This is a genomic window from Sphingomonas sp. 28-62-20 (assembly GCF_002281505.1).
The window spans coordinates 69233-92410 of record NZ_NCGH01000010.1; the positions used below are offsets into that span (position 1 = coordinate 69233).

Annotated in this window: 29 protein-coding genes; 16 read left to right on the forward strand and 13 right to left on the reverse strand. The window is 61.6% G+C overall.

The genetic code is table 11. From position 1 onward, the window contains the following. Positions 1-160 precede the first annotated feature (160 nt). From B7Y43_RS09800 to B7Y43_RS09830, 7 genes are all read right to left on the reverse strand, one after another. Complete coding sequence (locus B7Y43_RS09800) at positions 161-1006, reverse strand: N-acyl homoserine lactonase family protein (protein ID WP_374131460.1); 846 nt, start codon at positions 1004-1006, stop codon at positions 161-163. Positions 1007-1167: 161 nt separating this feature from the next. Beyond that, positions 1168-2139 carry an NAD(P)-dependent oxidoreductase gene (locus tag B7Y43_RS09805; RefSeq protein WP_374131461.1) on the reverse strand — a complete coding sequence of 324 codons (972 nt, stop codon included), beginning with the start codon at positions 2137-2139 and terminating at the stop codon, positions 1168-1170. Between the two features lie 17 nt (positions 2140-2156). Further along, positions 2157-2792, reverse strand: coding sequence for a CoA transferase subunit B (locus tag B7Y43_RS09810; protein ID WP_374131462.1), 636 nt, complete (start codon positions 2790-2792; stop codon positions 2157-2159). After that, a complete protein-coding gene (locus B7Y43_RS09815) occupies positions 2792-3238 on the reverse strand; it encodes a hypothetical protein (protein WP_374131463.1) in 447 nt (148 codons plus the stop codon). Before B7Y43_RS09815 ends, B7Y43_RS09810 begins: the two co-directional genes overlap by 1 nt. Further along, positions 3238-3945: a CoA transferase subunit A gene (locus B7Y43_RS09820; protein WP_374131464.1), complete on the reverse strand. Its 708-nt coding sequence runs from the start codon at positions 3943-3945 to the stop codon at positions 3238-3240. The genes B7Y43_RS09815 and B7Y43_RS09820 overlap by 1 nt, the downstream gene beginning before the upstream one ends. Before the next feature lie 70 nt (positions 3946-4015). Then, a complete protein-coding gene (locus B7Y43_RS09825) occupies positions 4016-4711 on the reverse strand; it encodes a VIT family protein (protein WP_374131465.1) in 696 nt (231 codons plus the stop codon). A 10-nt stretch (positions 4712-4721) separates the two neighbouring features. Then, entirely contained in the window at positions 4722-5639 is a 918-nt protein-coding gene (locus B7Y43_RS09830; protein ID WP_374131466.1) for an SMP-30/gluconolactonase/LRE family protein, read from the reverse strand. A 76-nt stretch (positions 5640-5715) separates the two neighbouring features. Here B7Y43_RS09830 and B7Y43_RS09835 point away from each other — a divergent pair, with 76 nt between their 5' ends. From B7Y43_RS09835 to B7Y43_RS09845, 3 genes are all read left to right on the forward strand, one after another. After that, positions 5716-7152, forward strand: coding sequence for an NAD-dependent succinate-semialdehyde dehydrogenase (locus tag B7Y43_RS09835; RefSeq protein WP_374131467.1), 1437 nt, complete (start codon positions 5716-5718; stop codon positions 7150-7152). Between the two features lie 205 nt (positions 7153-7357). Beyond that, positions 7358-8239, forward strand: coding sequence for an alpha/beta fold hydrolase (locus tag B7Y43_RS09840; protein WP_374131468.1), 882 nt, complete (start codon positions 7358-7360; stop codon positions 8237-8239). 22 nt (positions 8240-8261) lie between these two features. Then, positions 8262-9908, forward strand: coding sequence for a thiamine pyrophosphate-binding protein (locus B7Y43_RS09845; protein WP_374131469.1), 1647 nt, complete (start codon positions 8262-8264; stop codon positions 9906-9908). A 58-nt stretch (positions 9909-9966) separates the two neighbouring features. Here the strand turns inward: B7Y43_RS09845 and B7Y43_RS09850 are convergent, their stop codons facing one another. Next, complete coding sequence (locus B7Y43_RS09850) at positions 9967-10137, reverse strand: CsbD family protein (protein WP_374131470.1); 171 nt, start codon at positions 10135-10137, stop codon at positions 9967-9969. A gap of 138 nt (positions 10138-10275) precedes the next feature. Between B7Y43_RS09850 and B7Y43_RS09855 the strand changes: the two genes are divergently transcribed. After that, entirely contained in the window at positions 10276-10869 is a 594-nt protein-coding gene (locus B7Y43_RS09855; protein WP_374131471.1) for a trans-aconitate 2-methyltransferase, read from the forward strand. Positions 10870-10876: 7 nt separating this feature from the next. On the opposite strand, the gene B7Y43_RS09860 is transcribed toward B7Y43_RS09855, so the two are convergent. The 4 genes from B7Y43_RS09860 to thiS form a co-directional block, all read right to left on the reverse strand. Continuing rightward, positions 10877-11665, reverse strand: coding sequence for an alpha/beta hydrolase (locus tag B7Y43_RS09860; RefSeq protein ID WP_374131472.1), 789 nt, complete (start codon positions 11663-11665; stop codon positions 10877-10879). A 92-nt stretch (positions 11666-11757) separates the two neighbouring features. Next, positions 11758-11913, reverse strand: coding sequence for a hypothetical protein (locus B7Y43_RS09865; protein ID WP_374131473.1), 156 nt, complete (start codon positions 11911-11913; stop codon positions 11758-11760). Between the two features lie 55 nt (positions 11914-11968). Beyond that, positions 11969-12280, reverse strand: coding sequence for a hypothetical protein (locus tag B7Y43_RS09870; protein ID WP_374131474.1), 312 nt, complete (start codon positions 12278-12280; stop codon positions 11969-11971). A 39-nt stretch (positions 12281-12319) separates the two neighbouring features. Next, the gene (gene thiS, locus B7Y43_RS09875) at positions 12320-13324 is read right to left on the reverse strand and encodes a bifunctional sulfur carrier protein/thiazole synthase protein (RefSeq protein WP_374131475.1); all 1005 of its coding nucleotides are present in this window, start codon (positions 13322-13324) and stop codon (positions 12320-12322) included. 98 nt (positions 13325-13422) lie between these two features. Here thiS and B7Y43_RS09880 point away from each other — a divergent pair, with 98 nt between their 5' ends. The 12 genes from B7Y43_RS09880 (at position 13423) to B7Y43_RS09935 (ending at position 22364) form a co-directional block, all read left to right on the forward strand. Then, a complete protein-coding gene (locus B7Y43_RS09880) occupies positions 13423-14151 on the forward strand; it encodes an SDR family oxidoreductase (RefSeq protein WP_374131476.1) in 729 nt (242 codons plus the stop codon). A 1-nt stretch (position 14152) separates the two neighbouring features. Next, positions 14153-14752, forward strand: a complete 600-nt coding sequence (locus B7Y43_RS09885) for a 2-hydroxychromene-2-carboxylate isomerase (RefSeq protein ID WP_374131477.1) — start codon at positions 14153-14155, stop codon at positions 14750-14752. Between the two features lie 71 nt (positions 14753-14823). Further along, complete coding sequence (aroQ, locus tag B7Y43_RS09890; RefSeq protein WP_374131478.1) at positions 14824-15258, forward strand: type II 3-dehydroquinate dehydratase; 435 nt, start codon at positions 14824-14826, stop codon at positions 15256-15258. Positions 15259-15296: 38 nt separating this feature from the next. Continuing rightward, positions 15297-15785: an acetyl-CoA carboxylase biotin carboxyl carrier protein subunit gene (accB, locus tag B7Y43_RS09895; RefSeq protein WP_374131479.1), complete on the forward strand. Its 489-nt coding sequence runs from the start codon at positions 15297-15299 to the stop codon at positions 15783-15785. A gap of 1 nt (position 15786) precedes the next feature. Next, on the forward strand, positions 15787-17139 hold the full coding sequence (gene accC, locus B7Y43_RS09900; protein WP_374131480.1) for an acetyl-CoA carboxylase biotin carboxylase subunit: 1353 nt from the start codon (positions 15787-15789) through the stop codon (positions 17137-17139). A gap of 93 nt (positions 17140-17232) precedes the next feature. Beyond that, positions 17233-19176 carry a S9 family peptidase gene (locus tag B7Y43_RS09905; RefSeq protein ID WP_374131481.1) on the forward strand — a complete coding sequence of 648 codons (1944 nt, stop codon included), beginning with the start codon at positions 17233-17235 and terminating at the stop codon, positions 19174-19176. A 48-nt stretch (positions 19177-19224) separates the two neighbouring features. Beyond that, entirely contained in the window at positions 19225-20193 is a 969-nt protein-coding gene (locus tag B7Y43_RS09910) for an alpha/beta fold hydrolase (RefSeq protein ID WP_374131482.1), read from the forward strand. 105 nt (positions 20194-20298) lie between these two features. Then, positions 20299-20640: a helix-turn-helix transcriptional regulator gene (locus B7Y43_RS09915; RefSeq protein WP_374131483.1), complete on the forward strand. Its 342-nt coding sequence runs from the start codon at positions 20299-20301 to the stop codon at positions 20638-20640. After that, entirely contained in the window at positions 20637-21062 is a 426-nt protein-coding gene (locus B7Y43_RS09920) for an ArsI/CadI family heavy metal resistance metalloenzyme (RefSeq protein ID WP_374131484.1), read from the forward strand. Before B7Y43_RS09915 ends, B7Y43_RS09920 begins: the two co-directional genes overlap by 4 nt. Next, positions 21062-21418 carry an arsenate reductase family protein gene (locus tag B7Y43_RS09925; RefSeq protein WP_374131485.1) on the forward strand — a complete coding sequence of 119 codons (357 nt, stop codon included), beginning with the start codon at positions 21062-21064 and terminating at the stop codon, positions 21416-21418. The genes B7Y43_RS09920 and B7Y43_RS09925 overlap by 1 nt, the downstream gene beginning before the upstream one ends. Beyond that, positions 21415-22071 carry an MIP/aquaporin family protein gene (locus B7Y43_RS09930; RefSeq protein ID WP_374131486.1) on the forward strand — a complete coding sequence of 219 codons (657 nt, stop codon included), beginning with the start codon at positions 21415-21417 and terminating at the stop codon, positions 22069-22071. The genes B7Y43_RS09925 and B7Y43_RS09930 overlap by 4 nt, the downstream gene beginning before the upstream one ends. After that, a complete protein-coding gene (locus tag B7Y43_RS09935; RefSeq protein ID WP_374131487.1) occupies positions 22071-22364 on the forward strand; it encodes a hypothetical protein in 294 nt (97 codons plus the stop codon). Before B7Y43_RS09930 ends, B7Y43_RS09935 begins: the two co-directional genes overlap by 1 nt. Before the next feature lie 25 nt (positions 22365-22389). On the opposite strand, the gene B7Y43_RS09940 is transcribed toward B7Y43_RS09935, so the two are convergent. Then, a complete protein-coding gene (locus tag B7Y43_RS09940) occupies positions 22390-23082 on the reverse strand; it encodes a Crp/Fnr family transcriptional regulator (protein WP_374131488.1) in 693 nt (230 codons plus the stop codon). Positions 23083-23178 lie beyond the last annotated feature (96 nt).

A 23178-nucleotide genomic window follows, 5' to 3' on the forward strand; every position in this document is an offset into this window, starting at 1 on the left:
GCCCGGTGCCGTCGACAGCAAAGCCCGCATCTATCTTCTCCCGCTGGTCGGACGACGGCACTGTGTCGCCGTCACTCCTGTTCGATTATGCGGTTGCCTTGCCAGCCAGCGGGCGGCTGCGTCCAGTGGCTATTTGCCCGTCGCCCGCTTTGGGCGCGCTTTATTCGGCAGCTACCGGGAACGCAGGCAGCTTGGCGATGTCGCGCGGATCGTGCTGGATGATGACGGTCGCCTTGGTGTTGCGCGCCAATGCCTTGAACCGGCTGAGCGAGGCCAGCGTATCGGCGCGGTTGGTGTTGAAGGTTGGCACGCCGTCGGTTGCGTAATTTTCCTGGAAATGCGCGAGATCGCCGGTCAGCAGGAAAGTCTTGCCGCTGATGAGCTTGACCAGCAGCGCGTGATGGCCGGGGGTGTGGCCGGGCGTGTCGATCATCGTCACGCTGCCATCGCCGAACACGTCCTTGTCACCGCTAATTGGCATTGATTTGCCGGTGCCGCCGATCCAGGTCTTCAGCGCCGCTGGATTGGCGCCGAAGGCCGGCGGGGTGGCATTGAGCGCGTCCAGATCGCCCTTACCAATCATCAGCGTCGCGCCCGGAAAGGATTCGGCCTGGCCGACATGGTCGTAATGATAATGGCTGATGCCGATCATCTCGATCTGTTCGGGCTTCACGCCCAGCTCGCCAAGCTGTTCGACGATGGTCTTGGTCACCGACGCGCCGCCCTTGACCGGATCGATCTTCGCGCCCTTCATTGAAGCCGGCAGGCCGGTATCCCAGATCATGTAGCGATCGCCGTGCTTGATCAGATAGCAGCTTGCGGTCAGCGCCTTGCCTTGGCCGGGATAGGCGCGTGTATCGGAAAAAAGGTTGAGATCGGGAATATAGGTCGATCCGCAGTCAAGTCGCCACAGCTTGATCCCCCGGGGTGTCTGGCCGCTGGCGGCATAAGCAAAAACGCCACTGAGCACGGTGCCCGCGATCAATAAATACAGCGCTCTTTTCATGCAAAGTCCCCCGACGAAACCCGGCCAGTGTTCCGCTATCGCTTTATCTGCTGGCCTCTAGGGCGCCTTAGGCATTTCCGCGATGTCATGAAAGTCCCGCGTGACGCCGCTTTGACGAATTCGGGATCATCGTGGCACAATTTTTCGTCATGCGGGCAGGATCAGCAATATTCGGTCTGCCCGCGCCTTTCTTTTGGGCTTAAATAGCTTGCTTCGTGGATGACGGGGGGCGCTGCGCCATCGCGGATCGACTGGAGCACCGTGCCAAAGTCTTGCGCGCACCGAAACCCAAGCTGGTGTTCGGCCAGGCGCGAATCATAGACGCGATCGATGCTGGTGGGCAGCACCCAGCCCCGCTTCGCATATAAGGCGGGCGCATCGGGGAAATAGCGCGAGATGACCGCGACAGCATCAGCCTTCAGCGCCTGCGCATCCGCCGGCACAAACGGCGTCGGCGCTGACAAGATGAACGTGCCAAAGCCAATCTCGGGTGCCCGATCGAGCGCCGCAAGGTGCGCCGCCGCAGCATCCTCCACTGTCAACCGGCGATTAAGCAGCTCATTCGCCTTGAGATTTTCACCGGCCGGTTCGGTATTTGTATCATCATCTTCGGGGAAGAACCGCCCAGTCCGCAAGACCATGCACGCAAGCCCGCGTTCCTGATGAAACAGGCGACAGAGATGCTCGGCGGCGAGTTTGGTGACGCCATAGATGTTGCGCGGTTCCAACGGCGCCATTGCCTCGTCGATCCAAACCGCGCGGTCCCCCTCTGCGCGGCGGATCGCGTCAGAAATCATCAGCGAGGTGGTTGAGGTGAAGACGAACCGGTCATGCCCGGCGGCCACCGCCGCTTCGAGCAGGTTGAGCGTCCCAGAGACGTTGACATCGACAAAGGCTTGCGTCGGATAGCGAACTATATCCGGTTTATGCAGTGCGCCCGAATGGATAACCGCCTCGATCTCGCGTTCCGCAAAAACCCGGTCGATCACCGCCCGATCAGCCACGCTGCCGATCACATCGGTACCGATCCCAGGGGCTACGTCCAGGCCGACAACCTCATGCCCGGCCAATCGCAGCCGGGGCGCCAGAAACCGGCCCAGCCAGCCCGATGATCCTGTCAGCAAAACCCGCATGCGCTTCCCCGATATGTTTACGCGATATAATGCGCCGTCGTCTTGGCCCGCACCTCGTCTGCCGTCACGCCAGGCGCAATCTCGACCAGCTCAAACGGGCTGGCATGATCGGGCCGGTGGAATACCGCCAGATCGGTAATGATCATGTCGATCACATTCTTGCCGGTCAGCGGCAAGGTGCAGGCGGGGATGAATTTCGGGTCGCCGTTCTTCGACGTATGCTCCATCACCACCACGATGCGCTTGACCCCCGCGACCAAATCCATCGCGCCGCCCATCCCTTTGATGAGCTTGCCCGGGATCATCCAATTGGCGATGTCGCCACCTTCGCTGACTTCCATCGCACCCAGCACCGTCAGGTCGATATGCCCGCCCCGGATCATCGCGAAACTGTCCGCGCTGCTAAAATAGACTGACGACGGCAACTCGCTAATCGTTTGCTTGCCGGCATTGATCAGGTCGGGATCGACTTGGTCCGGATAGGGAAACGGGCCGATGCCCAGCATGCCGTTCTCGCTTTGCAGCGTCACGTCCATGCCATCGGGAATGTGGTTCGCGACCAGGGTCGGGATGCCGATGCCCAGGTTCACGTAAAACCCGTCCTGCAATTCCTTTGCCGCGCGTGCGGCCATGTCGTCACGTGTCCACGGCATCAAAATTCATCCTTCATCGAAAGCGTTGGCCAAACGAGCCAGGTGCCGACTGCAAAAGTCATTCCATACGCCAGCACGATCGCCGACGATCCATAGATAAAGCTGGTCGAAAGATCAGGTCGCCAGCGCTGCATCAACGGCCCCGCCAAGCCGCGCACCAACAGCACAGCGCTGATTAGCACCAGCGCCAAGCGCATCAGCGGCAACTGCCGAATCAGGCCCGCAGCGGCGAAGGCATAAACCGCCCACACAGCGATCACGCCCGCAATCAACGCAGTGATAATCGCTGGTCCCGGTCGGTCGAGCGCGGCCATCCGCGCCATTCTTTCTCCGGCGCCAAGCGCGCGATACCAATCCGGTCCACCGACAATGCAGCCAAGGTGCAGCAGCGATGCGATGACGCTCAGCACGCCCGCTGCCATCATCCAATCGCGCGCCGAACCCATTAGACAGTCGCCCGCTCGCGCGTCGTCACAAATTCGATCTTCTTGTCATAGGGCGCGCCCAGGATCAGCCGGTTCACATAGATGCCCGCCAAATGCACCTGATCGGGATCAAGGCTCCCGACCGGCACGATTTCCTCGACTTCGGCCACGCAGACCTTGCCCGCGGTCGCCATAGGCTGATTGAAATTGCGCGCGGTCTTGCGGAAAATCAGGTTACCCGCCTCGTCGGCCTTCCAGCCCTTGATGATCGAGAGATCGGCGCGGATGCCGCGTTCAAGAATATAGTCCTGCCCGTCGAATGCCATTACCGGCTTGCCCTCGGCGACCAACGTGCCGACACCGGTCTTGGTGTAAAAGCCCGGAATGCCCGCACCGCCTGCCCGGCAGCGTTCGGCCAGCGTTCCCTGCGGGCAGAACTCGACTTCCAGCTCGCCGCTTAGATATTGCCGCTCGAACTCCTTATTCTCGCCGACATAGCTGGAGATCATCTTCTTCACCTGGCGCGTGCGCAGCAGCTTGCCGAGCCCTTCGCCATCGATGCCGGCATTGTTGCTGGCGATCGTCAGATCCTTGGTGCCCGCGTCGCGGATCGCGTCGATCAGCCGTTCCGGGATTCCGCACAGGCCAAATCCTCCCGCGCAGATCGTCATCCCGTCGAACAGCACCCCTTCAAGCGCGGCGGCAGCATTGGGGTAAAGCTTTTTCATGGGAGCACTCCGCAAGGTTTCGGGTTGGCACAGCTGTCGCTTAGTCCCCTGCTACCGCGCGGGTCAACGGCTAGCCGACCGCCCCGAACAGCAATCCCACCCCTGCCGTGATTGCCATCGCCAATGCGCCCCAGAATGTCACCCGAATGGTCGCGCGCAGCACCGGCGCGCCCCCGGCGCGAGCCCCGACGACGCCCAACAAGGCGAGGAACAGAATCGACCCCACCGCGATTCCCCAGACCAGCCACGATCGCGGCAATATCAGCACCAGCAGCAGCGGAAACGCCGCGCCGACGACAAAACTCGCCGCCGACGCCAGTGCCGCTTGGATGGGTTTCGCCTCCAGATGGGCGCTCAGGCCGAGTTCGTCGCGGAGATGCGCCTTTAGCGGGTCCTTGGCAGTGAATTGCGCGGCAACGTCCGACGCCAATTTGCGGTCAAGACCGCGCGCCATATAGATGCGCGTCAGCTCCTCCAGTTCCGATTCCGGGTCCTCGACCAGTTCGCGCGCTTCCTTTGAGCGGTCCGCCTTTTCGGTATCGGCCTGCGAACTGACCGAGACATATTCCCCCGCCGCCATCGACATCGCCCCCGCGACCAAAGCCGCGACACCGGTCACCACAATCGCCGACGGACTCTGCGCCGCCGCCGCCACGCCGATGATCAGGCTGGCGGTTGAGACGATCCCGTCATTTGCCCCCAGCACCGACGCCCGCAACCAACCGATCCGCGCGACGAGATGCGATTCTCTATGGGATCGGGGCATAAGCTATCCTTCAATAGGCCAGTTTCAGGCCGGGTCGGGCCCAAGGTATCGCGATCAACTGACCGGTGCCTGACAGCGTAACGAACGCGGTTTTCCGATCCGCCCCGCCCCAACAGATGTTGGTGGTGAACGGGTCGGGGGTGGATACGAACTCCACCAGCTCTCCGGCGGGCGAGATCACCGAAATCCCGCTCTCACCAATCGTGGCGACGCAGATGTTGCCGCACTCTTCCACGCCCAGCGAATCGAAGAATTTGTACCCCGCCGGTCGGTAAAGCGGGATGCCCGCGCCGCCGAGGCCGCCCGTCTGATCGACCTTGCCCGGCGCCGTGATCCGAAACGCCATCAGCCGACAGGTATAGGTTTCCGCTGCATAGAGCGTGTTGCCATCGGGCGAGAGGCCGATTCCATTGGGGTTCTCACTCGGAAAGATGACTTCCTCCAGGTGCGATCCATCGGCCTTGACATAGAAAATGCCGGTAACATCCCGCTCGCGTGGGCGGTTTTTGCCATGGTCGGTGAACCAAAAGCCGCCATGCTGGTCGAACACGATGTCGTTCGGCCCGCGCAGCACGCAGCCAAAATCGCCGTCCTTATAGAGTATCTCGACCGCGCCGGTTTCGACGTCGATCCGCTCGATCCGACCGCCCGAATAATCATCGGCTTGGCCATTGGGGATCAGCAGGCCGCTGGGATGTTCGTGGTAATTGAAGCCGCCATTATTGCAGCAATAGAGCTTGCCATCTGGCCCCATCGCCAGCCCGTTCGGCCCGCCGCCGGGGCTCGCCATCGTCGTCCGGGTGCCATCGGGGAAACAGCGCGTGATCCGCCCATCGGCAATTTCGACCAGTATCACACTGCCATCGGGCATCGCCACCGGGCCTTCAGGAAAGCGCAGCCCCTGCGCAACCACGGTGAAATCGGTCATTGCATCCCTCTCGCCTTGCTTTGTTTGAGGGCCTATCTGCGCTTCGATTTCAGGATCGCCAAGGAGAATTCCGCTCATGACCGACAGCTATGACGCAGCGCTGGCCCTGTTCGTCGATGGCGCCTGGAGTGCGGGCGAAGGCCGCGACACTCGCCCTGTCATCAACCCCGCCACCGGCGATGCGATTGCCGAGGTACCGCTCGCCTCAACAGCCGATCTCGATGCCGCGCTGGCCGCTGCCGAGCGTGGCTTCAAGCTTTGGCGCGCGACTGACGTCAATGCCCGCGCCGTGATCCTCCACAAGGCCGCCGACCTGATCCGCGCGCGCGCCGACGCCATCGCCGCGCTGATGACGCGCGAACAGGGCAAGCCGATCGGTGAGGCACGCGGTGAGGTGATCAGTTCGGCGCAAATGTTCGACTGGTTCGCGGAAGAAGCGCTGCGCCATTATGGCCGCGTGCTGGTGCGCCCGACCGGGCAGCGATCGATCGTGATCCAGCAGCCGGTCGGCGTCGTCGCCGCTCTCTCCCCCTGGAATTTCCCGGTTTATCTCATGGCCAAGAAACTCGCCCCAGCGCTCGCCGCCGGTTGCGCCGTCATCTGCAAGCCGCCTGAGGAAACCCCCGGCTGCACCAGCGCGATCATGCACTGCCTGGAGGATGCCGGGCTGCCCAAGGGGGTAGCCCAGCTGGTATTCGGCGTGCCTGACACCGTCAGCCGCCATCTGATCGGCAGCCCAATCGTCGCGAAGATCAGCTTCACCGGGTCGGTTCCCGTCGGCCAGCACCTCCTGCGCCTCGCCGCCGATGGGGTGAAGCGCACGACGATGGAACTGGGCGGCCATGCCCCTGTGCTGATCTTCGCCGATTGCGACCTGGACAAGACGCTCGACATGGTCGTGCCGCAGAAATTCCGGAACGCAGGACAGGTCTGCGTGTCCCCCACCCGCTTCTATGTCGAGGAAGCGATTTATGAGGATTTCCTGGCCGGGTTCGCCGCGCGGACGGCACAGGTGCCCGTCGGCGACGGTTTTGATCCCGCTACCCGCATGGGCCCGCTCGCCAATATCCGGCGCCCCGACGCGATCGAGCGCCTGGTTGATGACGCCAAGGCCAAGGGCGCCCGCACCATGGCCGGCGGCGAGCGTTTCGGAGGAGGCGGATTTTTCTTCCGCCCCACCCTGCTCGCCGATGTGCCCAATGAGGCTGACATCATGTCGAACGAACCCTTTGGCCCGGTCGCTGTCAGCCGATCGTTCAAGGATTTCGACGATGCGATCGAACAAGCCAACCGCTTGCCCTATGGCCTCGCCGCCTTCGCCTTCACCGAAAATGGCCGCCGCGCCAACCTGCTTGGCGACGCGATCGAGGCAGGGATGGTCGGCATCAACAGCTTTGCGATCAGCGGCGCGGATACGCCGTTTGGCGGGGTGAAGCTGTCGGGCTTCGGCAGCGAGGGTGGGACTGAGGGGTTCGACAGCTACTGCGTGACCAAGGCGATCCATCAGGCTTGAGACGACTATCTGACTGCAGAAATCCGTTTCACTTTCGCGACTGGTGATGCATATATATAATACACTAAGCATAATCGCGAATCGGAGGATCTCTTTGCCTGGTATCTCGAAATTCCGGCCTAGGCGCCGATGGCTTGGGCTCGTCGGCTATATAACGGTTCTCAGTTTGGCGGCTCCCGCGCCTGCGCAACCCGCTCCCGCGATCATGAAGCTCTCGACCGGATCAGAAATCGCGACATGGACCCTTGCCGGTGAAGGGGCCACGCGCCACGCAACCCCGATCATTTTCCTGCACGGCGGGCCGGGGCTCTACACCGAAACTCGGCGCCTGGAGGAAGGACGGGTCTTGCGGGCGGCGGGCTTTACGACCGTCTATTTTGACCAGGCGGGCGGCGGCAAATCGGCGCGGCTAAAGGCGACTGACTATTCACTTGATCGCACAGTGGCCGATCTCGAAGCGCTTCGTATCGCGCTCAACGCACCCCAGGTCATTCTGTGGGGAAATTCGTTCGGCGCAAGCCTGGCCGCCGCCTATGCCGCGCGCTTTCCCGAACGGGTTGCTGGCTCAATTCTGACCTCGCCAGGGATGTTCCCGGGGTTTGACGGCAAACGAGACTATAGCCGCACCAATCGTGACAAGGTCGTCTATAGCAAGCCTTTGATCGCGGCGATCAGCAAAATCGACAGCGAAGGCGCTCGCGCTGAATCGACCTTGTCGCAGAGCGATTCCGCAACGTTGTTTGACGAACTCGTTGCCAGCGAACTTATCGATGGCATCGTCTGCAAAGGGGCCAGTGTGAAGCCGCCCGCATTGCCCGGTGGTGGCAACCTCTATGTACAAAGGCTGGTTTCAAAAGATGTGAAGCGCGCCTCGCTGCCTGAAAAATCGGCGGCGTTGGTGCCAACGTTAATCGTCCGTGGTTCTTGCGACTTCCTGCCAGCCGACAACGCTGAGCGCTACCGTAGGTTCTTTGGCGGAACGATTGTGACGATCCCAAATAGCGGCCATGGCTTGATCGAAAATCGGGAGTTGGTCGATTCGGCGTTGCGAAACTTCGCAACCGTTGCGTTGGCCAAGACCGGCTGAGCTAAAAAATGGGATAGGCACAATGCGAACCGGCGGTCGGATTCTTGTCGATAACCTCATCGCGCAGGGCTGCGACCGGATCTTCCAGGTGCCGGGCGAGAGTTTCCTCGCGGTGCTCGACGCCCTCCATGACACGCCGGAAATCGATGTCGTCACCTGTCGGCAGGAGGGTGGCGCTGCGTTCATGGCCTGCGCAGACGGCACGCTGACGCACCGCCCCGGCATCTGCTTCGTGACGCGAGGGCCCGGCGCGACCAATGCCAGCATCGGCGTGCATGTCGCGATGCAGGATTCGCAGCCGATGATCCTGTTCATCGGCGACGTCGATCGCGGCATGCGCGACCGCGAGGGGTTTCAGGAAGTCGATCTCCCCGCAATGTTCGCGCCGCTATGCAAATGGGCGACCCGCATCGAGGACGCCCGCCGCATCCCCGAATATATCGCCCGCGCCTTCACCGTCGCGACCAGCGGGCGGCCCGGCCCGGTCGTGATCGCGCTGCCCGAGGATATGCTGTGCGATGTCGTGGAGGCGGTGGATCGGCCTGCTCTCACACGTCATCCGAGCGCACTCGATCCATATGACTTCGGCGATCTGCTCGATCAACTTGCTGCCGCCAAACGGCCTGTCGCGATCGTGGGGGGGGCAGGATGGGACGCGCGAACCGCGGCTGCCTTTGATCATTTTGCCCAGCATTGGGGCATCCCGGTCGCCGGTGCCTTTCGGCGGCAAGATGCAATTGCCAATGCGTCGCCGATTTGGGCGGGCAATCTGGGCTATGGTCCCAACCCCAAACTGGTCGCGCGGATCAAAGCGGCGGATCTGCTGCTGGTGATCGGTGCGCGGCTGGGGGAGGCAACCACCGATGGCTATACGCTGGTAACGCCCGACCATCCGGGCCAGAGATTGGTCCACATTCATCCCGATCCGGCAGAACTCAACCGGGTGTACCGCGCCGATACGGCGATCTGCGCGCCGGTCTTCTTTTTCGCCGATATGCTGGCGCGCGCTGAGGCCCCCGCCTGGCCGCGGTCGGACGGCGCCGAAGCCCATAGCGATTGGCTCGACTGGTCGACGCCGCGCCCGCGCGATGGCATTGCCCTGGATCTGGGGCCCTGCGTCGCCGCGATGCGCGAGCGCCTCACGCCGGAGGCCACGATCATCTGCAACGGGGCAGGGAATTTCTCCGGCTGGTGGCATCGCTATTGGCATTATGGCAACCCCGGCACCCAGCTTGCCCCCACCGCCGGTGCGATGGGCTATGGCCTCCCTGCCGCTGTTGCGGGGGCTTTGCGGTGTCCCGACAAGACCGTCGTCGCAGTCGCGGGCGACGGCGATTTCCTGATGAACGGGCAGGAACTCGCCACCGCCATCCAGCACGGCGCGCAAATGCTCGTCATCGTCGTCGATAATAGCGGTTACGGCACGATCCGCATGCACCAGGAGCGCGAATACCCTAAGCGCCTCAGCGGCACTGCGCTCCACAACCCCGATTTCGCGCTGCTCGCCAAAGCCTATGGCGCCTGGTCCGAAACCGTCGAGACAACCGATCAATTCGCCCCCGTGCTCGACCGCGCGCTCGCGCAACCGGGCGTGAAGCTGCTCCATTTGAAAACCGATATCGAAGTGATCACCAACGGCACGACCATCAGCGCAATCCGCAACCGGTGATTGAAAAAGGGCCGCCCCGTTTTCCCAGGGCGTCCCCATCAATCAACCAGGGCTGAAGTCAGATATCGTCGCCCAGTGCGCCTTTGGCTTTGCCCATCGCCTGTTGGGCCTTGCCCTTCAGTTCCTGCGCCTTGCCTTCGGCCTGGGTTTCTGCATCGTTGCTGCTCTGCTTGATCTTGCCAATCGTCTCATTGATGTTGCCTTTGATTTTGTCGGTCAACTCGCCCATGTTACAACTCCTTTACGCGCCGTTCGGCCGAGACATTCGGCGTGGGGACGACTGTAGGAAACAACGGGTGATCGGGTTTTGGGTTCCTGAAAAATCCCTCAACCTTGCCGCAATACGAGTAAAAGGAGGCGAATCGATGTGTCTGATCTGATTGCCGCTTTTTATGAACGCAACAGCGCGAAGTTCGATTCCAGTCGGCGCAAATCCTTTTCCGAACGCGCCTGGCTAGATCGTTTTCTGCAGCCATTGCCAAAAGGTGGCCGCGTCCTTGACCTCGGCTGTGGCGCGGGCGAGCCGGTTTCGCGGCACCTGATTGATCGCGGATTCATGGTTTCCGGCGTCGATATCTCGCCCAAGATGGTCGGCCTATGTCGCACGCGTTTTCCGCGCCATCGCTGGATTAATGCCGATATGCGCCGCGTTGCGATGGATGGATTTTATGATGGCGTGCTCGCATGGGACAGCCTGTTCCATTTGCACGGCGACGAGCAGGCGGCAGTGATTGTGCGGATCGGGGCATGGCTGGCGCCGGGCGGCCGTGTGCTATTCAACACCACGCCAGTCAAGGGCACGGAAATGGAGAGCTTTCAGGGCGAACCGCTCTATCGGCCCAGCCTTGAGCCGCACCAATATCGGGAGGCCTTTGTCCGCGCGGAGTTGGCCGAAATCGATTACCGGCCCGAAGACCCGGCCTGTGGCGGTCGGTCGATCTGGTATCTGCGCAAGGCCTGATGCTGGTTCAAGGCGCGACGCGACTTAGAAATTCAGTTACCGCTCGCCAATTATCGTCGGCCCCGCGCGGATTGCGGGCGGCAATCAGCGTCGATGATCCATGAACGCCAGCGATAGCGGGCACTGCCTGAACATTGCTTTTGCCGGGGACAGCGTTGACGATCGCTTTGGCGGCGGCGATTTCCCCTGCGTCCTTGGCCGATGTTACAAAAACAGGAATCGCCAGCTTCGCCGCGTTGCGCATGACCAGATCAGGCTGGCCAAGATATTCGCCCGGAGAGAAGGACAATAGCCCCGCGACCGCCCCGGGATTTTCGGCTGCGACCAGAAAGACCAGCGCCGACGAATAGCTGCTCCCCCATAGCAAAACCGGCTTGCCCTGCGGTTTCGCCCAGTTAAGCGCAGCTTGAAGATCGGCCTTGGCATCGAGATAGCTTGGCTGGCCGGAGACAGCGTCCGCCGTCTGGTTCTGCCCGAACAGGTCACCGCCCGATCGCTGATCGATCGCTAGCGCGCTATAGCCCATCGCCACCAATCGCGGCGCAATCGTCGCATATTCGCCCTTGCCCGACCCGGCCTGGTGGAACAGCAGGACGATCGCTTTGGGGTCCGCAGCGGCATAGAGCGTGCCGTAAACGGTTACACCATCCGCAGCCTTGATCACTGTCGGCGTGCCTGCTGCCGGCTTTGCTCCATCGGCATTGGCAATCCCGGCGGGGGATGCACCGCCGGCCGCAGGGTCGGCTGGGCTACAGGCCGCCAGCGAGGCAGCGACTAGGACCAAGGATAGGCGCATCGTGCTTCCCTTATCAAAAAAAGAGTGCCGGAACGGCTCCGCTCCGGCACTCAATCATTCAGGTGATCGGACAAATCATCCAATCATCGGCTTCAGCAATTGGGCATGCCGCAATCGACACCGAACGTCGCGCAAACCGTCATGCAGGCAGCGCTGCAGGCAGCCGCGACGGCAGCAGGCGCAGCGGCATAAGCGGCGGAACCGGATACGGCGAGGCCGACGACAGCGAACTTGATGAAACGAACCATGAAATTTCTCCAATATATTGGCGCGATAAAGCGCACCGCGCTGAATTAGGGGTAGCTATGAAAGGGCCGTTTGCCGCGGCGGGGGCAAGGCCGGTGCAATAGCAAGGCCGATCTGCGGGGTGATCGCGGCTGTTGTAAAATCGATGTCCGGGCGCGCCTGAACGGTCGATCCGACCGGGATCGCCGGCACCGCCAGGCAACAGGCATCGCAGGACATCGCCATCTGGCCACCACAGTTTTTATCAGGGCTGGACGAGTGATGCATCAATGATGCGTGACCTGCTGCTGAGGCGGGCGCGCCAAGGGCCATGCCCAGGCTCATGGCGACCAGAGCAGCGATCATGAACAGGGCGGCAAGGCGATGCATATTGGTCTATTCGACTCCCAGCGCCGGATGGTTACACGCTTAGATCAATCCAGCAAGCGGACTTGAGGGGTCGGCATAGCGCCTGATCCCCATGCGCCCCGATCGATACGCCAAGCGACCCGATTCGACTGCCAGCTTCATGGCAGCGGCCATCATGATCGGGTCTTTGGCTTCGGCGATTGCCGTGTTCATCAGCACGCCGTCACACCCCAATTCCATCGCGACGGCCGCGTCGGAAGCGGTGCCCACCCCCGCATCGACCAACACCGGCACGCTGGCGCCCTCGACAATCAAGCGGATCGTCACTCGGTTCTGGATACCGAGCCCGGAGCCAATCGGCGCGCCCAGCGGCATGATCGCCACCGCGCCGGCATCCTCAAGCCTTTTGGCGGCAATCGGATCATCGACACAGTACACCATCGGCAGGAAACCCTCTTTGGCCAGGATTTCAGTGGCCCGCAGCGTTTCGACCATATCTGGATATAGCGTCTTCGCCTCACCCAGCACCTCAAGCTTCACCAGATCCCAGCCGCCCGCCTCACGCGCCAGCCGTAGCGTCCGCACCGCGTCGTCCCCGGTAAAACAGCCAGCGGTGTTGGGCAGATAGGTGAATTTCTTGGGGTCGATATAGTCAGTCAGCATCGGTGCCTTAGGATCGGACACGTTCACCCGCCGCACCGCGACCGTCACAATCTCTGCACCTGATGCCTCAAGCGCAGCGGCATTCTGGGCGAAATCCTTATATTTGCCGGTGCCGACAATCAGCCGCGACCGAAAGCGGCGCCCCGCCACTGTCCAGCTGTCATCCGCATCCACGGGGGCATGATCGCCGCCACCAACGAAATGCACAATCTCCAGCGCATCGCCATCTTCAAGCATCACTTGCGCCAGTGTCGATCGCGGCACGATCTCCAGATTGCGCTCGACCGCTATTTTCTCAGGCGCCAGACCAAGTTCATTGGCCAGATCAGCGATTGATCGCCCGTCATGAACCCGCCGGTGCTCGCCATTCACCTGGATACCAATTGTGCCATCAACAGCCATTGTGCGCCTTTGCATTGCTTATCGGGCGCATATAGGTAGCGGGCGGCCCAAGCGGCAACCGAAACAGTGATTGCCCGGGCGAGAAAGGTGCGGAGCAAATGAACGGAGCGGCCCTGATCATCGGCGCAGGCGATGCAACCGGCGGCGCCATCGCCCGAGCCTTTGCCCGCGAGGGGCTCACCGCTTGCGTCAACCGCCGCCCGGCCAATGCTGACAAGCTTGAATTACTCGCCCAATCAATCCGCGACGATGGACTGTTGGCACAAGCGTTCCCCGCCGATGCGCGCGACGAAGAGCAGATGGTCACCATGGTCGATGCGATCGAGCGCGATATCGGCCCGATTGAGGTGGCGGTGTTCAATATCGGCGCCAATGTGAACTTCCCGATCACCGAAATGACGTCGCGCGTCTATCGCAAGGTTTGGGAAATGGCGTGCTTTGGCGGATTTCTGATGGGTCGCGAGGTGGCCCGGTACATGGTGCCGCGCGGCCGTGGCACCATCATCTTCACTGGCGCGACGGCATCCTTGCGCGGCGGCAGCGGCTTTTCCGCCTTTTCGGGCGCGAAGGCTGCGTTGCGCATGCTGGCGCAGAGCATGGCACGCGAGCTGGGGCCAAAGAACATCCATGTCGCCCACACCATTATCGATGGTGCGATCGACACAGATTTCATTGCCCAGCGCATCGACGACATTCAGGCGGCGCGCGACGCTGACGCGATCTTGTCGCCAGACGAAATTGCCAAAAACTATGTCATGCTGCACCATCAAGCGCGGACCGCCTGGACGCATGAACTCGACCTAAGGCCCTGGACGGAGCGTTTTTGACATGAGCAAGACCGTTGAATTCATCTTCGATTTCGCCAGTCCAAATGCGTATCTGGCGCACAAGGCCCTGCCACCCGTGCTCGCGCGAACCGGCGCCAACGTCACCTATACGCCGTGCCTGCTCGGCGGCATTTTTCGCGCGACCAACAACCGCGCGCCGATGGTGCAGTTTGCTGATGTCCCCGCCCGGATGGCGTATGAACGGCTGGAAATGCAGCGCTTCATCGCCGCCCATGGCCTAACCCGCTTCACCATGAATCCGCATTTTCCGGTCAACACGCTGACCTTGATGCGCGCGGCGATCGTCGCCAGCGAAGCGGGAACGCTGGGCCGTTTCATCGACATCGGCCTAGAGGCGATGTGGGAGGCGGGCGAGAATATGGCTGATCCAGCGGTGATTGTCCGTGTGCTCGACACGCACGGTTTTGATGGCACAGCAATGATCGCCCGCACCCAGGAACAAGCAATCAAGGACCTTCTTGGGGCAAACACCGAAGCCGCCGTTGCGCGCGGTGTGTTCGGCATCCCCAGCTTCTTCGTTGGCGACGCGCTGTATTTTGGCAAGGACCGGCTGGCGCAAGTCGAAGCGGCATTGGCCTGAATGCACCAACTTGGCGAGCAGCCCACCCAAGCCTATACCAGGTCGCAATAGACCACACCCAAAGGGGCAGCATGGCCGACACGATCTTTGTCCTCAACGGGCCAAACCTCAATCTTCTCGGCGCTCGGGAACCGGAAATCTATGGTCACGACACGCTCGACGACATTGCCGGGATGCTCGAAGATCGCGCCCAGGCGCTCGACCTAACGATCGATATGCGCCAGTCGAACCATGAAGGCCATTTGATCGACTGGATGCACGAAGCGCAAGCGATGGGGGCCAAGGCCATCTTGCTAAATGCGGCTGGCTTTACCCACACTTCGGTGGCGCTGCATGATGCGATCAAAGCCGTCGCCACGCCAGTGATCGAGGTGCATTTATCGAACCCCCATGCCCGCGAGGAATTTCGTCATATCAGCCTGGTCGGACGGGCCGCACGGGGCACAATCGCGGGCTTTGGCGCACTATCCTATCTGCTGGCGCTTGAAGCGGCGGCGCGGTTCTGACAGGACGTCGGGTCAAGACGGGGAAAAAGGGGACCAGTATGGCAGATGTGACGGGTGCAGACGAAGGGCCGATGCGGATTGATGTGTCGCTAGTGCGCCAGCTCGCCGAGCTGCTTGATGAAACGCAGCTGACCGAGATCGAGGTCGAAGACGGCAATCGGCGCGTGCGCGTCGCCCGGACGGTCACCGTTGCTGCTGCCGCAGCGCCGATGCCGCATTATGCGCCAGCGCCAGCCCCTGCCGCTCCTGCCGCAGCGCCGACAATGATTGAAGCGGCCCCTGCGCCATCAACCGCCAACGCCGTTAAATCGCCAATGGTTGGCACCGTCTATCTCTCGGCAGAGCCTGGCGCGAAGTCGTTCGTTCAGGTGGGTGACAAGGTCGCGGCTGGCGCGACGTTGGTCATCGTCGAAGCGATGAAGGTCATGAACCCGATTATCGCGCCATCAGGTGGCACCGTTACCGCGATTCTGGTCGAAAACGGTCAGCCGGTCGAATTTGATCAACCTCTCGTCGTCGTCGAGTAATATGGCCCAGATCAAGAAGCTGCTGATTGCCAATCGGGGCGAGATTGCGCTGCGTATTCACCGGGCGTGCCATGAAATGGGCATTGAAACGGTTGCGGTCCATTCGACAGCGGACAGCGATGCCATGCATGTCCGCCTGGCCGATCAAGCCATTTGCATCGGGCCGCCGTCGGCGACCGAAAGCTATCTGAACATCCCGAACATCATCTCGGCCGCTGAAATTTCGGGCGCGGATGCGATCCATCCCGGCTATGGTTTCTTAAGCGAAAACGCCAAGTTCGCCGAGATCGTCGAAGCCCATAACATCATCTTTGTCGGCCCCAAGCCCGAACATATCCGCACGATGGGCGACAAGGTCGAAGCAAAGCGGACGGCGGGCGCGCTCGGTCTGCCGCTTGTGCCTGGCTCTGACGGCGCGATCAGTGACATTGGCGAAGCAAAGGCGATTGCCGAGCGCGTCGGCTATCCCGTTATCATCAAGGCGGCGTCAGGCGGCGGTGGGCGCGGCATGAAGGTCGTCACCAGCGCGACCGATCTCGAAACCCAAATGCAGCAGGCCGGCACTGAGGCGAAAGCGGCATTTGGCGACGCGACCGTCTATCTCGAAAAATATCTCGGCAATCCGCGCCATATCGAATTTCAGGTTTTCGGCGACGGCAATGGCAATGCCATTCATTTGGGCGAACGTGATTGCTCGCTCCAGCGCCGCCACCAGAAAGTGCTTGAGGAGGCGCCCTCCCCCGTACTCGGCGCGGAAGACCGTGAGCGGATGGGCGGGATCGTCTCGAAGGCGATGGCCGATATGGGCTATCGCGGCGCTGGCACGATCGAATTCCTGTGGGAAGATGGCGAATTCTATTTCATCGAAATGAATACCCGCCTGCAGGTCGAACATCCGGTAACCGAAGCGATCACCGGGCTCGATCTTGTCCGCGAACAGATCCGCATTGCCGAGGGGCATCCGCTGACGCTTCGGCAGGAGGACGTGCACTTCCGCGGACATGCGATCGAATGCCGCATCAATGCCGAAGACCCGCGCACCTTTGCGCCATCACCGGGTACAGTGAAGCAGTTTCATGCACCTGGTGGCATGAACGTTCGGGTCGATAGCGGTCTTTATGCCGGTTACCGGGTGCCACCTTATTATGATTCGATGATCGCCAAACTGATTGTCTATGGCACCACCCGCAACGGTGCCCTGCGCCGCTTGCGTCGCGCGCTGAAGGAATTCGTGATCGACGGGATGAAGACGACGATCCCGCTCCATCAGGCATTGCTCGACGAGCCTGATTTCCAAAAGGGCGAGTACACGATCAAGTGGTTGGAAGAGTGGCTGGCCCGGCAGGAGGATTGATCGAGCGGCCCAAGCGATACGCACCTCGCGACATTGCCCTTCGCGCCCCGGCGTGAGACAAGTCCGGCCTAGAAGAACCTGGGGAGAGACTTGATGCGTATCGCAACCGCCCTGCTGCTTGCCGCCACTGCGGCCACTCCCCTAGCCGCGCAAGTCAAGACTCCCGACCGGCCCGTGTCCGATCCGAAAGCGCTGTCATCCGGCGAAAACCCATCCGCCGCATCAGTGCCGGTCGAGGATATTGGCACCACCCGTTCGCTGGGCGGCGCTGCCTGGAGCGCGGATGGCAATACGATCTTCATCGCCACTAACCTGACCGGGCGGAGCAATATCTGGCGCACCGACACGGCGGGCAGTTGGCCGATCCAGCTGACCCAGTCAGAAGACTCACAAGACGGTCTCGTCACGTCGCGTGATGGCAAATGGGTGTATTTCGAACAGGACAAGGGCGGCAACGAATATACTGACATTTTCCGCGTCCCCACCAGCGGCGGCACGGTTGTCAACCTGACCAACACGCCCGATCGGCGGGAAGGAACGATGCTTGTCGCGCCGTCCGGCGGAACGATTGCGCTCGTCACTAAGCTGAAATCCGAAGGCCAGTCGAACCTCGCCGTCATGGACAGCGACGGAAACATTCGCGCGCTGACCGCCGAGAAGGACCCGCAATTCGGCTGGAGTCCGGTTGCCTGGATCGATGGAAGCCGTGCGCTGATCGCCAATCGCGACCGGGTTGATGGTGTCGTCGGCGAAGTCTGGCGAATTGACCTTGCGGACGGCAAGGCCACGCGGCTGCTTGGCAAGCCCGATACCGTGTTCTCCGCGAGCGACGCGACTGCAGACGGCGCAACGATCGCCGTAACCAGCAATGACACCACCGGTCAGCTGCATGCCGGGCTCTACACTGTCGCCACCAAAGGCCGGCGGTGGCTAAAGCCCACGCCTTGGGAACAGACCAGCGGCATTTTTACGCGCGACGGGAAAGCGATGATCGTTCGCACCGCTGCCGATACCCGCACATCGCTGTCAAAGGTCGATGTTACGACGATGGCGGAAGCCCCGCTTGGGTTGCCACCCGGCGTCAACGGCCTCGTCGGTGGTGAACCGCTTGCACCAAATGGCCAACTGATGATGGTTAGCCATTCCGGTGCCGATTCGCCGAACGACCTGCATCTTTACGACATGGCCAGCGCGCAGGTGCGGCCGGCGACACAATTGGCCATGGCGAGCCTCAGCCCGTCGAGCCTGCCGCGATCGACCGAAGTCGTTTATAAGAGCTTTGACGGCACGTTGATCAGTGCCGTTGTAACAATGCCCTATAATCTGAAGCGTGACGGCACCAACCCCGCCATCGTCCTGCCGCATGGCGGACCGACCAGTCAGGCGATTGATGGCTTTAGCCGCTATGCCGCTGCCTTCGCGAGCCGCGGCTACATAACCATTCAACCAAATTTCCGCGGCTCTACCGGCTATGGCAAGGCGTTTCAGGCCGCCAATTTCAAGGATTTGGGCGGCGGCGACTTGAAGGATACGATCGCCGCCAAGCAGTTTTTGGTCGCCAGCGGCTATGTCGATGCAAAGCGCGTCGGCATTTTCGGCGGCTCTTATGGGGGGTTCATGACCCTGATGGCGATCGGCCGCGCGCCCGATGAATTCGCTGCCGCTGTCCAGTGGTTCGGCATCATCAACTGGCGGACGATGTACCGCGACCAGGATGAAGTGCTAAAGGCCTATCAGCGGACCTTGATTGGCACGCCCGACGCTGATCCCAAGGTCTATGACGCTGCATCACCGCTGACCTATATCCGCGCGACCAAGGCGCCGCTCCTTACGATTCAGGGCGAAAACGATATCCGTGTCCCGCGCGGCCAGGCGCAGGAGGTCAATGACATATTGAAAGCCAAGGGCAATGTCGTCGAGACGATCTTCTACCCAGCCGAAGGGCATGGGTTTCGCAAGCGTGAGAACCAGCTCGATTCACTCCAGCGCACCGTCGCCTGGTTCGATACATATCTGAAAGCAACACCGGCAAAGTGACGCGTCGACCCTTTTTATGGGTCACAATGAATGGGGAAACCAAAATCAATGCGTAAGTTTCTGGGCTGGCTGCTGATTGTCCTGATGATCACCGTTGGCGGCGCGATGCTGTATTTCCGCACCCCCGATACCGATCCTGCAGCGATGCGCGCAAAATATGGCGCGCCACCATCACAATTTGTCGATCTCGGCGGCGGACTGACCGTGCATCTGCGGGATACCGGCGGGCGGAGCGCGCCCGTGCTGATGCTGATCCACGGTTCCAACGCCGATCTCCACACCTGGGATGCCTGGGCCGAGCGGCTCGGCAAGCGCTATCGCGTCATCCGCTTTGACCTGCCCGGTCATGGTCTGACGGGCCCGAGCCCCACCAGCAATTATAGTTCAGCCGCCTTTGTCGATGTGGTCGAAAAGGTCCGTGCCAAAATTGGCGTCGATCACATGATCCTGGCCGGCAATTCGATGGGCGGCGGCGTCGCCTGGCATTATGCGCTGTCTTATCCTGAGCATCTGACTGGCCTGATCCTGGTGGATGCGTCGGGCCAGCCCGAGCCCGGTAACCCGTCGCCGCCACTCGCCTTCCGGATCGCCCGAACCCCCATTATCCGCAATTTGGCGGCGATGATCACGCCGCGCAGTTTGATCGCGGAATCGCTGCCTGGTGCCTTTTATGACAAGCGCCTCGCCACCGATCAGCAGATCGATCGCTACTGGGAAATGCTGCGGTACCCCGGCAATCGCATCGCGACGATCGATCGCTTTTCCACCGCCCCCGATTATGCGACCGACGCAAAGCTGGCGCGGATCAAGACCCCGACCCTGATCCTGTGGGGTGAGAATGACGCGCTGATCCCGGCCTCGTCGGGCAAATGGCTCGCCCAGCGGATCGCCGGCAGCCAGCTGATCGTCTATCCCAAGACCGGCCATATCCCGATGGAAGAACGCGCCGATCAAAGCGCCGCCGATGCCTATCGCTTCATCGAAACCAGGGCACTCGCGCCAGCCGCTACCAAATAGGGCGATGCCGTTGAAACTTGAGCCAATGGCAGACCTGCTCGGAAGATCGAGTCCGTCCACGGCGTATTGACAGCTTTTCATTTCGATATTAGTGGAAATATCGAAATGAAAAGCCCCGACGACATTATCGCCGCATTGAGCGCGCTTGCCCAGCATCACCGGCTCGCTGCATTCCGGGCGCTGGTGGCAGCGGGACCGGATGGCCTGGCAGCGGGCGACATGGCGACGCGGCTTGGCATCCCGGCGTCATCGCTGTCGTTTCACCTCACGCAGCTTGAGCGATCAAAGCTGGTGATCCGCCGTCGCGCGGGCCGTTCCCTCATCTATTCGGCAGACTTTGCCGCGATGACGGGGCTGGTCGATTATCTGACTGAGAATTGCTGCGGGGGCGCCGCCTGTGCGCCCGACGCTGTTGCTGCCTCCGAAACACAAAGGAAAGTCGCATGAAGCGCCTCCATGTCCATGTCGCGGTCGATGATCTTGATCGCTCCATCGGTTTCTATTCGGCACTATTCGCCTCTGAACCGAGCGTGACCAAGCCCGATTACGCCAAATGGATGCTCGATGATCCGCGCGTCAATTTTGCGATTTCGATGCGCGGGACCGCCGCAGGCGTCGAGCATCTCGGCATTCAGGTCGAAGATGCCGGCGAGCTGGCCGATGTCTATGCCCGCCTCAAAAAAGCCGATGCGCCCGTGGTTGAGGAGGGCAAGACCACCTGTTGCTACGCCAAGTCGGAAAAAAGCTGGATCACCGATCCGCAAGGCGTCGTCTGGGAGACCTTCCTGACCGAAGGCGAGGCCACGACCTATGGCACCTCCGCCACGATTGACGCGCTGACCTCGAAGACAGCGTGCGGGTGCAACTGATGAAAGCTACCATCTGGCACAACCCCGCCTGCGGTACCTCGCGCAAGACGCTGGCGATCCTTCAGGAGACGCCCGGCATCGACGTCGAGGTTATCGACTATCTCAAGACTCCGCCCAGCCGCGATACGCTGGCGGGGCTCTATGCCCGCGCCGGCATCACGCCGCGCGCCGGGTTGCGGACGCACAACACCCCCGCCGCAGAGCTTTGCGCTGAGCTCGACCTGCTCGACAAGGACGGTGATGCGATCCTTGATGCTATGATGGCGCACCCGGTGCTGATCAACCGTCCATTGGTCGAGACCGACAAGGGCGTTCGGCTCTGCCGTCCGCAGGATCTCGTCCGCGACATTCTGTGACGACCAGCGGCGTCCGCGCGATCGCCGCTGAGTTCATCGGCGCGCTCATCCTGTTCGCCACCGTCGTGGGATCCGGCGTGATGGCCGAGCGGCTGTCGGGTGGCAATGACGCCATTGCCTTGCTGGGCAATACGGGCGCGACCGGGGCGGTGCTTTATGTGCTCATCACCTTGCTCGGGCCGATTTCGGGCGCGCATTTCAACCCGGCGGTAACGCTGATGCTCGGCGCGCGCCGCGACTGGCTGCCCTTCATTGCCGCGCAATTGATCGGCGGCATCATCGGCGTGTTGATCGTCCATGCGATGTTCGACCTGCCCTTGCTGCAGTTGGGCATCAAGTCGCGCACGGGCACCGGCCAATGGATCGGCGAGTTTGTCGCGACCTTTGGCCTGTTGTTCACGATCGTGGTGGGCAGCCGCCAGCGGCCAGATGCCGTGCCCGCCCTGGTCGCGCTTTGGATCGTCGCTGGCTATTGGTTCACCTCATCGACCAGTTTTGCCAACCCGGCCATCACCATCGCACGCGCCATAACCAACAGCTTTGCCGGAATCCGCCCGATCGACGCGCCGGGATTTATCCTCGCGCAATTTGCGGGTGCGGCGGCCGGTGTTATCATTGGGCGCTGGCTCAACGGCCCGCGCGAGGACGCCTGATGACCGACTATATCCTGCTGATGCACCGCGATGCTGATCCCAATGTCGACGACACGGGATGGGATGCGTATTTCGGCATGCTCCATGCTTCCGGCGCCTTTCAAGGCGGCAGCAGCATTGGCGACGGCATCTGCATTAACAAGGCCGGCGCCCCGCCACCGATCAGCGCGCAGCTGGGCGGGTTCATCCGGATCGCCGCGCCCGATCTGGCTGCCGCCAAGGCGCTGGTAATCGGCAATCCTGTCTTTGAAGCCGGCGGCACGATTGAAATCCGTGAACTGCCCAAAGACTGAAGCCCGCAGATCGCCAACGTCAACCCTACCCGTCAATCGGCGCCAACATCGTCCGGTCGGCCACCCATTGCTGCAGCGCGGCGCGGTCGGGAATCGCCACCCGGCCATAGCCGCGCTTGATCAACCCCTGGCCTTCAAGCGTCGCCAGCGCGGTGCCAATGGCGACCCTGGATACACCCAATGTCGCGGCAATCGCCTCCTGATTAGCCTGTACGGCGGTGCCGCGCGAACCCGCCGATGCCATCCGCAGCAAAGTCTTGGCCAACTGGACGATCAATGGTAGGCGGCGCAGATCGTCGCTGAACTCAAGCAGCGCGTAGATGCGTCGCGCCATCATCCCCAATATCGCCTGGTTGATCGCCGGATGCGCGGCGCTGGCCGCGGCATAGGCTGTCGGGGTCAGGTGATCGATCACTGTCTGGCCGACCGCGACCGAATCATGCGTGCGTGGCAAGTTACCGAACAGAGTCATTTCGCCGAAACATTGGCCTGGACCGAGCACTGACGTGACAACAAACGAACCGTCGATCCCAGGGTTACCGATTTGCACCGCGCCAGTCCGGACAAGACTAAGCCCCGGGCGCGCATCGCCGCGCGAAAAGATTAACGCCCCATCGCCATGGACGACCATTGTCGCCGCCTGACGCAGCGCGGTCGCCGCTTCCCTCGGCAGCAAAGACACCAGACTGGGCGTGTCGAAATCGAGCAGTCGTGTCATCGCACGTCCAAATGCCAACCTCTTGTCATTCTTACGCCGTCAACTCGCCTATCGCAATCGGGTAGCCCCGGCGCGGGCGCGCCAGGGAGAGCGCAG